The organism is Enterobacter cloacae complex sp. (assembly GCF_900322725.1).
In the GTDB taxonomy this organism is placed as follows: Bacteria; Pseudomonadota; Gammaproteobacteria; order Enterobacterales; family Enterobacteriaceae; genus Enterobacter; species Enterobacter quasihormaechei.
Window position 1 is genome coordinate 1075448 of record NZ_LT991957.1, and the last position, 14577, is coordinate 1090024.

Sequence of the window (14577 nt, forward strand, 5' to 3'; positions counted from 1 at the left end):
CATGTTTATATTCCTTTGTCGGGAGGTTCCTGACGCAGTCTGTATGTCTAAAAAGGAAACCGGCTATGCATTATCACCGTATCCCCCACAGCGCTCTGGAGATCAGCCAACTGGGGTTGGGCACCATGACATTTGGTGAACAAAACAGCGAAGCCGATGCCCATGCACAACTGGATTACGCCGTCAGCCAGGGCATTAACCTGATTGACGTGGCGGAGATGTACCCTGTTCCTCCACGCCCGGAAACACAAGGCCTTACCGAAACGTACGTCGGCAACTGGCTGGCGAAACGTGGCAATCGCGAAAAGCTGGTTCTCGCCTCTAAGGTTAGCGGCCCTTCCCGTAATAACGATGCCGGGATCCGCCCTAACCAGATCCTCGATCGCAAGAATATCCGTGCCGCGCTGGATGCCAGCCTCAAGCGCCTGCAAACCGACTATCTCGATCTTTATCAGGTGCACTGGCCGCAGCGTCCGACAAACTGCTTCGGCAAGCTCGGCTACACCTGGAACGAGAGTGCTCCGGCCGTTACCCTGCTGGAAACGCTGGAAGCGCTTACGGAATGTCAGCGCGCGGGTAAGATCCGCTACATCGGCGTTTCCAACGAGACGGCGTTTGGCGTGATGCGCTATCTGCATCTGGCCGATAAACACGATCTGCCGCGCATCGTGACCATTCAGAACCCGTACAGCCTGCTGAATCGCAGTTATGAAGTGGGTCTGGCGGAAGTGACGCAGTACGAAGAGGTGGAGCTGCTCGCCTACTCTTGCCTGGGCTTCGGTACCCTGACGGGCAAATACCTGAACGGCGCGAAACCGGCTGGCGCGCGTAACACGCTTTTCAGCCGCTTCACCCGCTATAGCGGTGAGCAGACGCAAAAAGCCGTTGCGGCGTATGTGGATATCGCGAAGCGTCACGGGCTCGATCCGGCGCAGATGGCGCTGGCCTTCGTGCGTCGACAGCCGTTCGTCGCCAGTACCCTGCTGGGCGCGACGACAATGGCGCAGCTGAAAACCAATATTGAGAGTTTCCACCTGACCCTCAGCGAAGAGGTGTTAGCGGAGATTGAAGCGGTGCATCAGGTTTATACTTACCCGGCACCTTAAGTTGACGTTTTGCCCGGTGGCGGCGTTGCCTTACCGGGCCTACAAAATCCGCCAACATCACGAAACGTAGGCCGGGTCAGGCGGAGCCGCCACCCGGCAAAGATATCACCGCCGACGCTGCCAGACCCACAGCCCGGTAATCGCCAGCGCAAACAGTGCACCAAACCCCACTCCGATTGCCACGACCGGCGCGCCCACTTTTACCGCCAGCGAGTAGATCCCCAGCATCAGCAACATCGCCATGTTTTCGCCAAGGTTTTGCACCGCAATGGCGTTGCCAGCCCCGACGGTCTGCTTGCCGCGCTCCTGCAAAAGCGCGTTGAGCGGCACCACAAAGAAACCGCCTAACACGCCAATCAGTAACAGCAGGGCATAGGCAGGCAATATGGCATGTTGCAGGGAGAAGAACAGAACGCCGACGCCGATCAGGATCCCCGCAGGCATGCAGCGCGCAACGGTTTCAAGCGTTACCAGTTTGGCCGCCGCCCCGGCCCCGACAACAATCCCGACGGCAACCATGGCATTCAGGTAGGTCGGCGTGGCGTTATCTGTTATCCCCAGCGCCACCGGTACCCACAGCACCAGCAGGAAACGCAGCGTGACGCCGGCACCCCAGAACAGGCTGGTCCCCATCAGCGAGAAGCGCGTTTCACCGTTGCGCCACAGCACGCGGCAGGCATTAAAGAAGCTGCCGGTCATTGGCCCAAAGCGCCAGGATTGTCCCGGACGCGCCACTGCCAGTTTGGGGATAAACAGGTTGGCGATCACCGCGCCGCCGTACATCAGGGCACAGATGCCAAGCGCGGCGAGCACGTGCCAGTCTGCCAGTACGCCGCCCGCCACCGAACCCAGCAGAATCGCCGCAATGGTGGAGGACTCCATCAGGCCGTTGGCCTTCACCAGCTTATCACCGGTGGTAAGTTCACCGAGTATGCCGTACTTCGCCGGAGAGTAAGCGGCCGCGCCAATGCCCACCAGCGTGTAGCCGACAAACGGGTTGATACCAAAGCAGATGCTTGCCGCGCCCAGAAGCTTAAGGCTGTTGGCAAACATCATGACCCGACCTTTCGGGAAGCTGTCCGCCACCTGTCCGACAAACGGCGCAAATACAATGTAAGCACCCACAAACACCATCTGTAGGATCGGCTGGCTCCAGTCGGGATAAAACTCAGCTTTCAGCAATGCCAGCGTGGCAAACAGCAACGCGTTATCGCCGAACGCGGAAAGAAACTGAGCGGCGATAACCGCCATCATGCCTTTCGACCAGATTGAAGTGTTAGTGTGTACTGACTTACGCATTTTGCTGTTCCGCCTCTTCAACCATGCCCTTCAGGGTCACGAAATCGGGTTTACCGCTGCCCAGCACCGGTAACTGTTTGAGATAACGAATATCGCGGGGCACTGCCAGCTCGGGAATACCGTGTTCGCGCGCATACCTGAGCAGCGCGTCACGCTTCAGTTCAGCGTCAGTGGTAAAGAGCACCAGCGCCTCGCCTTTACTGGCATCACTTTTCACCACGGTCGCATGCATTTTCTCCGCAGAGACCGCGGTCGCCAGCGTCTCCACCATTTCAAGAGAGACCATTTCACCGGCGATTTTGGCGAAGCGTTTTGCCCGTCCCTGGATCTGCACGAAGCCCTGATCGTCGAAGCGCACGATGTCGCCCGTGTCGTACCAGCCCGTTTCAACCTCGCCATTGACGTTTTCGGCCGTCGGCGCTTCGAGCACGCCCGGATTTTCCACGCGCAGATAGCCGTTCATGACGTTCGGCCCTTTAAGCTGAAGGCGTCCGCCGTCTTCAATGCCCGGCACCGCCAGCAGCCGCGCATCCAGCCCCGGCAGAATACGGCCAACCGTTCCCGGTTTTGCCGCCATCGGTACGTTGATGGATACCACCGGCGCGCACTCCGTCACGCCATAGCCTTCCAGAATGCGCAGGCCAAATTTGTCCTGCCAGATCTGGCGCGTGCTGTCCTGGAGTTTTTCCGCCCCCGCCACCACGTAGCGCACGCGGAAGAAATCATACGGGTTGGCGAAACGCGCGTAGTTACCGAGGAAAGTGGACGTGCCGAACAGCACGGTGCAGTTACGGTCATAAACCAGTTCCGGCACAATGCGGTAGTGCAGCGGGCTTGGGTAGAGGAACACTTCGGCCCCGGTCAGCAGCGGCGTGAAGAGCCCCACGGTCAGGCCAAAGGAGTGGAACAGCGGCAGCGCCGACATAAAGCGATCGTTGGCGGTAAAGTCGGCGATAGTTTTGATCTGTTCGACGTTTGCCAGGATGCTTTTGTGGCTGTGAACCACGCCTTTCGGGTTGCCTTCAGAGCCGGAGGTAAAGAGGATGATGGCATCGTCTTCCGGCTGCTGCCTGACCTGCGCCAGGTGCGGCATCAGCAGATGGGCAAAAATCCACAGCTTATCGGCCGTCGTGACGTCTGCTTTCAGATCTTCCAGGAACACCCAGCGCACCTGGGTCAGCTGTTCCGGCAGGTGCCACAGCTTGCCTTTATCCAGGAACTGGCGGGAGGTAAAGACGGTGTTGATTTGTGCCGCGGTAATCGCGCTGGAGAGCCCCTTCACGCCCGCCGTGTAGTTCATCATTGCCGGAATGCGGCCCCGGGAGACGGCACCAAAGATCACCGCCGCGCTGATACCCGCGTTCGGCAGCATCAGGCCAATCTTTTCGCCCCGTTTGCTGTACTTCTCGAGGATGCGCCCGACAAACAGCGTTTTGGTCAACAGCTTACGGTAGGTATCCGGCGTAAAGTTGATGTCTTCAATGCAGTTTTTCTTCGCGCCGTAACGATACTGCGCCGACAGCAACGATTCATACAGTGTTTCGCGCGGGCGAACGGCCATGCGCGCTTCCATCATAATCTGGTGCAGCATCTCCCCGGCGATTTTACGGCGGTCACGCGCCCGCGGCGCCTCGGGCATCGGCAGAGACGTTGGCGGTAAAATGTGCAGCGTGATTTTCGGGAACAAGCGCTGCTTCACCAGCCCTTTCAGGCGGCTGAAAAAGGTCAGTTCAGCCCCCTCAATGCGCAACGGCACGACGGTGGCGCGTGACTTCGCCGCGACAAAACCGGCCCCGTCATAAATTTTCATCAGGGAGCCCGTCACGGAAATACGCCCCTCCGGGAAGATGACGACCGGGCGTCCCTGCTCAACCAGACGCACCAGATGTTTAATCATCATCGGTTTGGTTGGGTCGAGCGGCACAAAATCAATCAGCGGCCTGAGCCAGCGCATGTACCATTTTTCACTGATGGAGCTGTACACCGCGAAGACGGGACGGACGGGCAAAAACAGCGCCAGCAATACGCCATCAAGAAAGGAGACGTGATTCGGAGTGATGAGAACACGCTCGCCATAGAGCGCCTGCGTATCGCCCGTTACGCGGATGCGAAACAGGACGCGGAACAGTGTGCGGAAGAACCCAAAAAGCATTTCAACTCCCTTTGCCAGCCAGTGTGAAAGGTATAAATGGTGGCAGATTACACGAGAAGTAGTGAGGGAGCGATAGCAAATACAGAGGCGAAAAAAAACCTGCGCATCCGCGCAGGTTGGTGCAAGAGAAGAGTACGAAAACGTACTAAGAATTCTCACCAATCAATACCTCTGGGATCTTGATTGTGGTCTCTGGCGGTACGCTTCGCCAGTGAGAAAACGCAAGGGAATGAGCCGAAGTGCAACCAGGTGTGAATATTCTCTGTTGCTGTTACAGGTTGAACTTACAGGCAAAAAAAAACCTGCGTAAAACGCAGGTTGGTGTAAATCGTGTTAATCAACCGAAGCTGATTCCACCTATCAATACCTCTGGGATCTCGACTCTAGCAATTCACGGCGCATCGTTGCTAACGGACAATCGCAACAGCCTGAGGCAAAGTGTAACTAAAGGTTCAGATTGACATTATTCAGACATGACTGGCCGTGTAACGATTACACCGCGAGGGATGTTCTGCATCACGTTTGCAGAGGACGCCCACCCGGTCCCCTTGAATGCGCGCCGCTTTTCCGCAACACTAGTTAGTGTGTAAACGCTTACCCCTATAAGAAGGTATTGAATGGCGACAATTAAGGATGTGGCTCGTCTGGCGGGTGTTTCCGTCGCGACCGTCTCCCGCGTGATCAACAACTCCCCTAAAGCCAGTGATGCATCGCGCCAGGCCGTGCAGGACGCCATGGAAAACCTGAATTATCACCCTAACGCCAACGCGCGTGCCCTTGCCCAGCAGTCAACAGAAACCATTGGGCTGGTGGTCGGGGATGTGTCCGATCCGTTTTTCGGCGCGATGGTCAAAGCCGTAGAACAGGTCTCTTATCACACCGGTAATTTTCTGCTGATTGGTAATGGCTACCACAATGAACAAAAAGAGCGCCAGGCCATTGAGCAACTGATTCGCCATCGCTGTGCGGCGCTGGTGGTACACGCCAAAATGATCCCCGATGCCGAGCTGATTCACCTGATGAAACAAATGCCGGGGATGGTGATGATCAACCGTATTATTCCCGGTTTTGAAACCCGCTGCGTGGCGCTTGACGACCGTTACGGCGCATGGCTGGCAACCCGTCATCTGATCCAGCAGGGCCATACCCGTATCGGTTATCTGTGCTCCAACCACCCGATTTCCGATGCGGAAGATCGCCTTCAGGGTTATTACGACGCGCTGCGCGAAGCCGGTCTGCCCTGCAACGATCGCCTTGTGGCCTACGGTGAACCCGATGAGAGCGGCGGCGAGCAGGCGATGACCGAGCTGCTGGGACGCGGGCGAAATTTCACCGCTGTGGCCAGCTATAACGATTCCATGGCCGCAGGCGCAATGGGCGTGTTAAACGATAACGGGATTGACGTGCCGGCAGAAATTTCGCTGATTGGCTTTGATGATGTGCTGGTGTCGCGCTACGTGCGCCCTCGCCTGACCACCGTGCGTTACCCGATTGTAACCATGGCCACGCAGGCGGCAGAACTGGCGTTAGCGCTGGCCGAGCATCGCCCGCCGCCGGAAATTACTCACCTGTTCAGCCCAACTTTAGTGCGCCGTCACTCGGTGGTTTCGCCCGCTGAAGCCGCGAGCGAACAGCGATAGAGATGGACGGTTTTATCCGGGTATTCCAGCGCATCGCCGATGTAGTGCCAGCCGTAACGTTCGTAGAAGTCGCGGCAGGCAGACCAGAGATGCAGCTCGTGATACCCGGCGCGTCGCGCATAGCCCTTCACATGCTCCTGAAGTTTTCCCGCCAGCCCTTTTCCCCGGGCCATTTCATCGACATACAGCGCAGCCAGCCATGGATGAAGATCCTGCCGGGAAATTAAATCGCAGCGCCACAGCCCAACGGTGCCCAGCAGCCGATCGTTCTCAACGGCAATAAAGGTGAGCGGTAACGCGCCCGGCGTCAGGCTGTGCTCGACGATGCTCTGGAAAAAGGCGCGCGGCACTCCTTCACCAAACGCTGCCCAGATCCAGTCGATTACCTGCTCTGTAAACTGCGCCGCAGCGTAAAGCGGCAGGATCTTCACACCAGCTTCCCCTGGAAAAGCGGAACCGATTCGAAGAGATAGCCGTCAAAATCTGGCGCGTCTTCGTCTGACAGCTCAAGCAGGCTCTTTTTAACGTTCTCAAGATGCTGGAACATGGCCTGCCAGGCCCCCATCACGTCGCGGCGGCGGAGCGCAGCGAGAATGGTTTGCCTGTCGCCGAGCCACTTCAGGCGCCAGGCGCGGCTGGCGATATGACCGTTGAACTGCTGCCACAGCGGGCTGCTGTCCATGTGATGCCAGACGCTCTCAACTGTCGCCAGCAGCATCTGGTTTTGGGTGGCCCCCGCCAGCACCAGGTGGAACATTTTATTGTTGTCCTGGCTGCGATCGTCGATGGCAATCGCCCGCTGCTCCTGCTCGATGATGCGGCGCAGGTTGTCGATGTCCGCGCGGGTTGCCATTTTTGCGGCAAAGGCAGCAATGTTGCTTTCAAGCAGCTGACGCGCCTGGAGTATTTCAAACGGGCCAACGTCACTGTTCAGAAAGCGCTCTTCCTCGTTTTCATGCTCCTCCGGAATGCGCATCACGTAAACGCCAGACCCCTGGCGAATATCCACCGTTCCCTGAAGCTCAAGCATCAGCAGCGCCTCGCGCACGATGGTGCGGCTCACGCCATATGTCTCGGCGATGTTGCGCTCCGGCGGCAGGCGCGATCCCACGGGATAATGCCCCTGGATAATTTGCGCACGTAAATCCTCGCCAATTTCTTGGTACTGTTTTTTTTCCGGCAGGATGACAGCCTTATCCACGTTTTCACCTGTGTTTTTCAGTTAATGCGCGGGCCGGACGTCCTTCCGGCCAGTTTGTGCACTATTTTACCAGAAGGCTTACTTCCATTCATCGTCAACGCTCAGCGTGAGCATGCGCGTCTCGCGCAGCTGGCGGAACCAGGAGGCCGATGCCTTTGCCCGCCGGGCGCGATGGTTCTCAAGGTCGATTTCAATGAGCCCGTAGCGGTTTTTAAACGCGTTCATCGGCGAGACGTTGTCGGTGAAGGCCCACAGCATATAGCCGTGGCAGTTCGCGCCTTCCTCGCGCGCCAGCAGCGTGTAGTAGAGATGTTCGCTGATAAACGCGATGCGGTAGCCGTCATCAATAATGCCGTCGCGGTTGCGAAACTGCGCTTCGTTCTCCACCCCCATCCCGCTCTCCGCCACGAACCAGTCGATATTGCGGTAGTCCTGTTTGATCCGCATCGCCATGTCGTAGATGATGTGCGGATAAATTTCCCAGCCGCGGGAGGGGTTCATTCTGCGCCCGGGCAGTTCGAACGGCTCGTAGTAGTACGCCGGGTGGAACGGCGTCTCCGGGTGCCAGGCGCGGGACGGGGCTTTTACCCGGTGCGGGTAATAGAGGTTGATCCCCAGCTCGTCAACGGTGTTGTCGGCAATCAGCGCCAGCTCGTCAGCCGTGTAGTCCCACTGCACCTGGTGCTGCGACAGCAGGGTAAAGAGCGCCTGCGGATAGCGCCCGTGCACCAGCGGATCGAGAAAAACGCGGTTATAGAACAGATCGTACATCTCCGCCGCCCGCACGTCATGCGGCGCGCGCGAGCGCGGGTAGGTCACCTCCGGGTTGAGAATACAGCCCACCGTGCCGTCATAACCCTTCTCACGGAACAGCTTCACCACTTTTGCCGTCGCCAGAATCTTATGGTGGTTCCACTGCATCCAGGTACTGGTGTTCTGCTCATAGGGCCAGCGCAACGCGTCGAGGTAGACGCGCGTCTGGACCACAATCGGCTCGTTGAAGGTAAACCAGCGGGTAACGTTGCCGTGAAAGCGCTCAAACACCTTTTCCGCGTAGCGCACAAACAGCTCGACGACGTGCTTCGACGCCCAGCCGCCGTAGGTCTCCAGCAGCACGCCCGGCAGCTCGTAGTGTTCCAGGCAAATCATTGGCTCAATGCCCTGACGGTGCATTTCATCAAACAGCGCGTCGTAGTACGCGGCGTACTCCTCGTCTACCGTCGCATTTTCATAGTCGGTTAAAAAGCGTGACCAGTTGATGGAGGTACGATAGTGCGTCAGGCCCGCCTGCTTCATCAGCGCCACGTCTTCGCGGAAGCGATTGATAAAATCGGTGGCCACCGCCGGGCCATAGCCGTTGTGCCAGACGTGACGATCGTTCTTGTACCAGAGATCGACCCACGAATCCTGCCCCGGCTTTTTGCCGCTCCAGCCCTCGGTCTGCCAGGCCGATGCCGCCGCGCCCAGAATAAAGTCCTGCGGTATGGCTATCTGTTTTGTGCTCATCATATCCTCATGCGTTATCGGTGGCTTGTTGCAGCGCGGCCTGCTCTGCGCGGCGCGAGGCAATTTTCACAAACGGCAGATAGATAATCACCGCGGTCACGATGCAGATAAACTGGGTGATCACCGCCCCCATGGAGCCTGCGGTGGACAGCCAGGCGTTGATCAACGGCGGCGTGGTCCAGGGCACCATCACCACGGCTTTACCGGCAAACCCGGTCACGGTGGCAAAGTAGCCAATGGAGCCCGTCACCAGCGGCGTGATGATGAACGGGATAGCAAGGATCGGGTTGAGCATGATTGGCATACCGAAGATCACCGGCTCGTTGATGTTAAAAATGCCTGGCCCGATGGACAGCTTGGCGATCTCCTTCATCTCTTTACGTTTGGTGGCAATCATCACCGCGATCAGCAGGCCGATGGTCAGGCCGGAACCGCCGATGCTCATATAGACATCCCAGAACGGCATGGTGATGATGTTCGGTACCTCTTTGCCCTGCTCGAACGCGCTCATGTTGACGGTGATCGCCCCCAGCAACAGCGGCTCGCGGATCGGCTTGATCATCTGGTTGCCGTGGATCCCAATCACCCAGAACAGCTGGGCGACAAACATCAGCAGCAGGATCCCCGGCAGGCTTTGCACCACCCGCTCCAGCGGCTGTTGCACCACCTGGTAAACCGCGTCGTAGAGATACATACCGGTAACCTGATGGAACACGAAGCCAAAGGTCGCAATGGCGGTGGTGGTGATAATGGCCGGGATCAGCGCGGAGAACGACGCGGCGACGTTTGGTGGCACCGTGTCCGGCATCCTGATTTTCAGTCCCTTTCGGTTTTCCAGCCAGCAGTAGATCTCCACCGACAGGATGGCGATAAACATGCCGAGGAACAGGCTGCGGGTATCGGAGAACTGGCGCAGCAGCACGTCTTTCACCACGTGCATCTCGCCGTCCACCAGCATTTCCACCGTCGTCGGCGTCACGCAAATAAAGCAGATCACCGCCAGCAGGCCGGGGAACAGGGACTTTATGCCGTTAATACGCCCCAGCTCAATGCCGATTAAAAACACCGCGCCGATGTTAAGGAAGTTCAGCGTGGCATAGTTAAGCGCGCTGGTGATCGGCTTTAACGCCGCGAGAAACGCCAGCGACTGAAAGCTCGCCAGGCCGTTTTTCGGATCCAGCACCATATTGGAGATCAGTACCGAGAACGCCCCCACAATGATGACCGGCATTAAGGTAATAAACGCAGACTTGATCGCCTGGATATAGCGATAGCTGTTGAAGGTGGTGGCAAAACTGCCCAGAGCGTCGATCAGTTTTTCCTGAAATGCCATAGGGTAATACCTCAGTAAAAGGGCTTTTATTGAATAAGGTGTACAGCCGGATACTATTGGTATGCCAAAAATAGCGTCAGCAGCCGCTTTGTTCTGTGATTAAGCTCTCAACGACGCCAGAGGTATTCCAGATAGCGATTTATCACCATTTTGGTATACCAATGGCAGGTATTTATTCCGCGGGTGAAGATCGTTACCGAAAAGCGTGATCGTTATGGGGTTTTGCCCTCCCCACGTCGCTTATGCGCCGGATGGTCTGTGTTAAACTGCAAACCATTACGTGGAAACAGGAATTTCGAATGGCAACAATGCTGGATGTCTCACTGCGTGCGGGCGTGTCGAAGGCCACCGTTTCGCGCGTGCTGAACGGCACAGGTCAGGTTAAAGAGAGCACGCGTCAGCAGGTATTTCGCGCGATGGAGGAGCTGGGCTATCGTCCGAACTTTCTCGCGCGTTCGCTGGCTAACCAGACCAGCAACAGCATTGGTCTGGTCGTCTCGACCTTCGACGGTTTTTACTTTGGGCGTTTGCTACAGCAGGCGTCGCGGCAGACCGAAACGCACGGTAAACAATTGATTGTCACCGACGGCCACGATGCCCCCGAACAGGAAGAACAGGCGGTGCAGATGCTCGCCGACCGCAAATGCGACGCCATCGTGCTGTACACGCGTTACATGAGCGAAAAGACGATCCTGAAGCTGATTAACAGCGTGCAGACGCCGCTGGTGATCATTAACCGTGAAGTGAGCCAGGCGGCGGATCGCTGCGTTTTCTTTGAACAGCAGGACGCGGCCTTCAAAGCGGTGGATTACCTGATAAGCCAGGGCCATCGGGAGATCGCCTGTATCACCGTCCCGATCCACACGCCAACGGGTAAAGCGCGGCTGATGGGCTACCGTAAGGCGCTGGAGAAGCACGGTATTCGTCTCGACGAGCGGCGGATTAAATATGGCGATGCGGGTATGACGCGGGGTTACGAGCTGTGCAAAGAGCTGATTGCGGAAAAGACGCCGTTCAGCGCCCTGTTTGCCTGTAACGATGATATGGCCCTGGGCGCCTCCAAAGCATTACACCAGGCCGGGCTGAAGATCCCGCAGGATATTTCGCTGTTTGGTTTTGACGATGCCCCCAGCGCAAAGTGGCTGGAGCCTGCCCTGTCGTCGGTGTATCTGCCGATCGATAACATGATCGTCACGGCGATCGACCAGGCGATCCGGCTGGCAAAAAACCAGCCGGTTGAGGCGATCCCGCCGTTCACCGGCACGCTGGTCTTACGCGATTCGGTGACAACGGGACCCTGGTTTAATCAGACCAGCTCTAACGCCAGCAGCTCCTGAATGGTCTGGCGACGGCGAATCAGCCGCGCCACGCCGTTATCGAACAGCACTTCCGGCAGCAGCGGGCGGCTGTTGTAGTTTGAAGACATCGACGCCCCGTACGCACCGGTATCATGCAGCACCAGATAATCTCCCGGTTTTACCTCTGGCAGCGAACGGGTTTCGACTTTCCCGCCTTCCTGCTGAGTAAAGACGTCGCCGGATTCGCACAGCGGGCCGGCAACCACGGTGTCGATGCGCGGCGCGTTGACCAGATCGCGGCCATCGGCAGCCAGCGCCGTGATGTGGTGATAGCTACCGTACATGGACGGACGCATCAGGTCGTTAAAGCCAGCATCAATCAGCACAAAATGACGGCTTCCCATCTCCTTCACGCTACGCACCTGCGCCACCAGCACGCCGGCTTCGGCGACCAGGAAACGACCCGGCTCAATCTCCAGCTTCACCGCGTGGCCCAGATGGGCGGCGATGCTGTCGCGGGCGGCGCTCCACAGCCCGTAGTAATGATCCGTGTCGATCGCCTCTTCCCCTTCACGATAGGGAATGGACAACCCGCCGCCGGCGGAGATCGCCTCCAGATCCTGACCAAAATCGATCACCTGACGCACCATGGCGCCACAGACCTGCTCAAGGTGACCGTAATCCACGCCGGACCCAATGTGCATGTGAATACCCACCAGCTTAAGATCGTAGCGTTGTAACACCTCCAGCGCCGCAGGCATATCGGCATACCAGATCCCGTGCTTGCTGTTTTCGCCCCCGGTGTTCGTTTTCTGGCTGTGACCGTGACCAAAGCCCGGGTTGATGCGCAGCCAGACGCGATGGCCAGGAGAGACCTGCCCAAGCTGCTCCAGCATATCCACCGAACCGGCATTGACCGGGATTTGCAGCTCGTGCACGCGCGCCAGCGTGGCGTCGTCAATCAGGTCGGCGGTAAAGACGATCGCGTCGCTATCGGCTTTGGGATCAAACCCCGCCGCCAGCGCACGTTCGATTTCACCCAGCGATACGGAGTCAACCTTTACGCCCTGCTCGCGCATCAGGCGCAGGATGTGAATATTGGAGCAGGCCTTCTGCGCGAAACGCACCACGTCAAACTGATGCAGCGCGGCGATCTTCTCGCGGACAATCTGCGCATCGTAGACCCACACCGGACAGCCGAATTCGGCAGGCAGGCGCAGCAGGTTATCGGCGTTCAAATCGGTTTCGGTCTGGTTGAGCGGGCGTGGCATGGTCGTCTCCGGAAATCTGTTTTTTATTATTACGCCATAGCCTGAAGAGAATAAAAAATATCGTTTTATGGTGAGTCTATGCAAAAATGATATGGATAACGCTCAGACACCAGGTGCCCTATGCCCGCCGTTAACCTACGCCATATCGAGATTTTTCATGCGGTGATGACCACCGGCAATCTCACTGAAGCCGCGCAGATGCTGCACACCTCGCAGCCCACGGTCAGCCGCGAGCTGGCGCGCTTTGAGAAGGTGCTGGGGCTGAAGCTGTTTGAACGCGCGCGCGGCAGGCTGCATCCGACGGTGCAGGGGTTACGTCTGTTTGAGGAGGTTCAGCGCTCCTGGTACGGCCTGGACAGGATCGTGAGCGCGGCGGAGAGCCTGAGGGAGTTTCGCCAGGGCGAGCTGTCTATCGTCTGCCTGCCGGTCTTTTCCCAGTCATTTCTGCCGGTGCTGTTACAGCCGTTTCTGGCCCGCTATCCGGAGGTCAGCCTGACCATCGTGCCGCAGGAGTCGCCGCTGCTGGAGGAGTGGCTTTCGGCCCAGCGCCACGATTTGGGTCTGACCGAAACCCTCGTGACGCCCGCAGGCACGGAGCGCACGGAGCTGCTCTCGCTGGATGAGGTCTGCGTGTTGCCCGTCGGCCATCCGCTTAGCCACAAAGCGGTGCTGACGCCAGCGGATTTCCACGGCGAAAACTATATCAGCCTGTCGCAGACCGACAGCTACCGGCAGCTTCTGGACGGCCTGTTTGCCGAACATCAGGTGAAGCGGCGGCTGGTGGTGGAAACGCACAGCGCGGCATCGATTTGCGCGATGGTGCGCGCGGGCGTCGGTATTTCGGTGGTGAACCCGCTCACGGCGATGGATTACGCCAGCAGCGGAGTGGTCCTGCGCCGGTTTAGCGTTTCCGTTCCCTTTACCGTGAGCCTGATCCGCCCCCTGCACCGCCCCGCCTCAGCGCTGGTGGATGCCTTCAGTAAACACCTGATTGCGCACGCGCGTCAGGTGGCGCTTCGCTTACCTGACCTGCAAAAACCCTTATGACAGCATAAACTCCACCGCATCGGCGGCGTGAAGCGCGGCGGTATCAAATACTGGTATCGGGCTTTGGTCCGCCGGCACCAGCAGGCCAATTTCGGTACAGCCGAAAATTACCCCTTCCGCCCCCTGCTGGGCCAGTTTCTCAATTACGCTGACGTACCAGGCGCGAGAAGATTCGCTGAAGGTACCGAGGCAGAGCTCATCAAAAATAATCTGATTAATGCGTGCCCGGTCAGCCTCCTCCGGGATCAGGCTTTCAATCCCGAACTGACTGCTCAGCCGCCCGCGGTAAAAGTCCTGCTCCATGGTGTATCGCGTCCCCAGCAGCGCCACGCGTGTCATGCCGGAAGAACGTATGGCTCGCCCGGTGGCGTCCGCGATATGTAAAAACGGCAGCGAGCAGCGGTCTTCAATATGCGACGCCACCTTATGCATGGTATTGGTGCACAGCAGAATACCCTGCGCCCCCGCACGCTCCAGCCCAAGCGCGGCGTCCGCCAGCATCTGCCCGGCTTTATCCCACTCCCCGCTCGACTGGCAGGTTTCGATTTCATGAAAATCCACGCTGTGCAGCAGCAGGCTGGCCGAATGCAGACCGCCCAGACGCTGTTTGACGCCTTCATTAATCAGGCGGTAGTACGGGATCGTTGATTCCCAGCTCATGCCCCCTAACAGACCGATCGTTTTCATCTTTCCTCCTGTGCGTTTCACCCAGTGAAGCAAACTT

12 protein-coding genes are annotated in these 14577 nt (G+C 58.0%); 4 read left to right on the plus strand and 8 right to left on the minus strand.

Annotated features, from left to right (window positions below):
* Positions 1-65 precede the first annotated feature (65 nt).
* Positions 66-1106: an NADP(H)-dependent aldo-keto reductase gene (locus DBR02_RS05460; RefSeq protein WP_063451938.1), complete on the plus strand. Its 1041-nt coding sequence runs from the start codon at positions 66-68 to the stop codon at positions 1104-1106.
* A gap of 105 nt (positions 1107-1211) precedes the next feature.
* On the opposite strand, the gene lplT is transcribed toward DBR02_RS05460, so the two are convergent.
* On the minus strand, positions 1212-2405 hold the full coding sequence (gene lplT / locus DBR02_RS05465) for a lysophospholipid transporter LplT (RefSeq protein WP_107533655.1): 1194 nt from the start codon (positions 2403-2405) through the stop codon (positions 1212-1214).
* Positions 2398-4557 (minus strand): bifunctional acyl-ACP--phospholipid O-acyltransferase/long-chain-fatty-acid--ACP ligase, encoded by a 2160-nt coding sequence (gene aas, locus DBR02_RS05470; RefSeq protein WP_107533656.1) that lies wholly within the window; start codon positions 4555-4557, stop codon positions 2398-2400. Before aas ends, lplT begins: the two co-directional genes overlap by 8 nt.
* Before the next feature lie 617 nt (positions 4558-5174).
* Between aas and galR the strand changes: the two genes are divergently transcribed.
* The gene (gene galR, locus DBR02_RS05475) at positions 5175-6197 is read left to right on the plus strand and encodes an HTH-type transcriptional regulator GalR (protein ID WP_063869266.1); all 1023 of its coding nucleotides are present in this window, start codon (positions 5175-5177) and stop codon (positions 6195-6197) included.
* Here the strand turns inward: galR and DBR02_RS05480 are convergent.
* The 4 genes from DBR02_RS05480 to DBR02_RS05495 form a co-directional block, all read right to left on the minus strand.
* Positions 6152-6628, minus strand: coding sequence for a GNAT family N-acetyltransferase (locus DBR02_RS05480; RefSeq protein ID WP_107533657.1), 477 nt, complete (start codon positions 6626-6628; stop codon positions 6152-6154). The genes galR and DBR02_RS05480 overlap by 46 nt on opposite strands.
* On the minus strand, positions 6625-7398 hold the full coding sequence (locus tag DBR02_RS05485) for a GntR family transcriptional regulator (protein ID WP_063451943.1): 774 nt from the start codon (positions 7396-7398) through the stop codon (positions 6625-6627). Before DBR02_RS05485 ends, DBR02_RS05480 begins: the two co-directional genes overlap by 4 nt.
* Positions 7399-7476: 78 nt before the next feature.
* The gene (locus tag DBR02_RS05490; protein ID WP_107533658.1) at positions 7477-8904 is read right to left on the minus strand and encodes a glycoside hydrolase family 1 protein; all 1428 of its coding nucleotides are present in this window, start codon (positions 8902-8904) and stop codon (positions 7477-7479) included.
* A gap of 7 nt (positions 8905-8911) precedes the next feature.
* Positions 8912-10237 (minus strand): PTS sugar transporter subunit IIC, encoded by a 1326-nt coding sequence (locus tag DBR02_RS05495; RefSeq protein WP_107533659.1) that lies wholly within the window; start codon positions 10235-10237, stop codon positions 8912-8914.
* A 299-nt stretch (positions 10238-10536) separates the two neighbouring features.
* On the opposite strand from DBR02_RS05495, the gene DBR02_RS05500 reads away from it, so the two are divergent.
* Positions 10537-11574 (plus strand): LacI family DNA-binding transcriptional regulator, encoded by a 1038-nt coding sequence (locus tag DBR02_RS05500; protein ID WP_107533660.1) that lies wholly within the window; start codon positions 10537-10539, stop codon positions 11572-11574.
* Here the strand turns inward: DBR02_RS05500 and lysA are convergent.
* The gene (gene lysA, locus DBR02_RS05505) at positions 11544-12806 is read right to left on the minus strand and encodes a diaminopimelate decarboxylase (RefSeq protein WP_063451946.1); all 1263 of its coding nucleotides are present in this window, start codon (positions 12804-12806) and stop codon (positions 11544-11546) included. The two genes, DBR02_RS05500 and lysA, sit on opposite strands and share 31 nt — an antisense overlap.
* Positions 12807-12926: 120 nt before the next feature.
* On the opposite strand from lysA, the gene DBR02_RS05510 reads away from it, so the two are divergent.
* On the plus strand, positions 12927-13853 hold the full coding sequence (locus tag DBR02_RS05510; RefSeq protein WP_107533661.1) for a LysR family transcriptional regulator: 927 nt from the start codon (positions 12927-12929) through the stop codon (positions 13851-13853).
* On the opposite strand, the gene DBR02_RS05515 is transcribed toward DBR02_RS05510, so the two are convergent.
* Positions 13848-14540, minus strand: a complete 693-nt coding sequence (locus DBR02_RS05515) for an aspartate/glutamate racemase (RefSeq protein ID WP_107533662.1) — start codon at positions 14538-14540, stop codon at positions 13848-13850. The genes DBR02_RS05510 and DBR02_RS05515 overlap by 6 nt on opposite strands.
* Positions 14541-14577 lie beyond the last annotated feature (37 nt).

Excerpts from the sequence above, each read along its gene's own strand:
- DBR02_RS05460 (WP_063451938.1), top strand. The coding sequence starts at position 66 with ATGCATTATCACCGTATCCCCCACAGCGCTCTGGAGATCAGCCAACTG.
- lplT (WP_107533655.1), bottom strand. The coding sequence starts at position 2,405 with ATGCGTAAGTCAGTACACACTAACACTTCAATCTGGTCGAAAGGCATG.
- aas (WP_107533656.1), bottom strand. The coding sequence starts at position 4,557 with ATGCTTTTTGGGTTCTTCCGCACACTGTTCCGCGTCCTGTTTCGCATC.
- galR (WP_063869266.1), top strand. The coding sequence starts at position 5,175 with ATGGCGACAATTAAGGATGTGGCTCGTCTGGCGGGTGTTTCCGTCGCG.
- DBR02_RS05490 (WP_107533658.1), bottom strand. The coding sequence starts at position 8,904 with ATGAGCACAAAACAGATAGCCATACCGCAGGACTTTATTCTGGGCGCG.
- DBR02_RS05495 (WP_107533659.1), bottom strand. The coding sequence starts at position 10,237 with ATGGCATTTCAGGAAAAACTGATCGACGCTCTGGGCAGTTTTGCCACC.
- DBR02_RS05500 (WP_107533660.1), top strand. The coding sequence starts at position 10,537 with ATGGCAACAATGCTGGATGTCTCACTGCGTGCGGGCGTGTCGAAGGCC.
- lysA (WP_063451946.1), bottom strand. The coding sequence starts at position 12,806 with ATGCCACGCCCGCTCAACCAGACCGAAACCGATTTGAACGCCGATAAC.
- DBR02_RS05510 (WP_107533661.1), top strand. The coding sequence starts at position 12,927 with ATGCCCGCCGTTAACCTACGCCATATCGAGATTTTTCATGCGGTGATG.
- DBR02_RS05515 (WP_107533662.1), bottom strand. The coding sequence starts at position 14,540 with ATGAAAACGATCGGTCTGTTAGGGGGCATGAGCTGGGAATCAACGATC.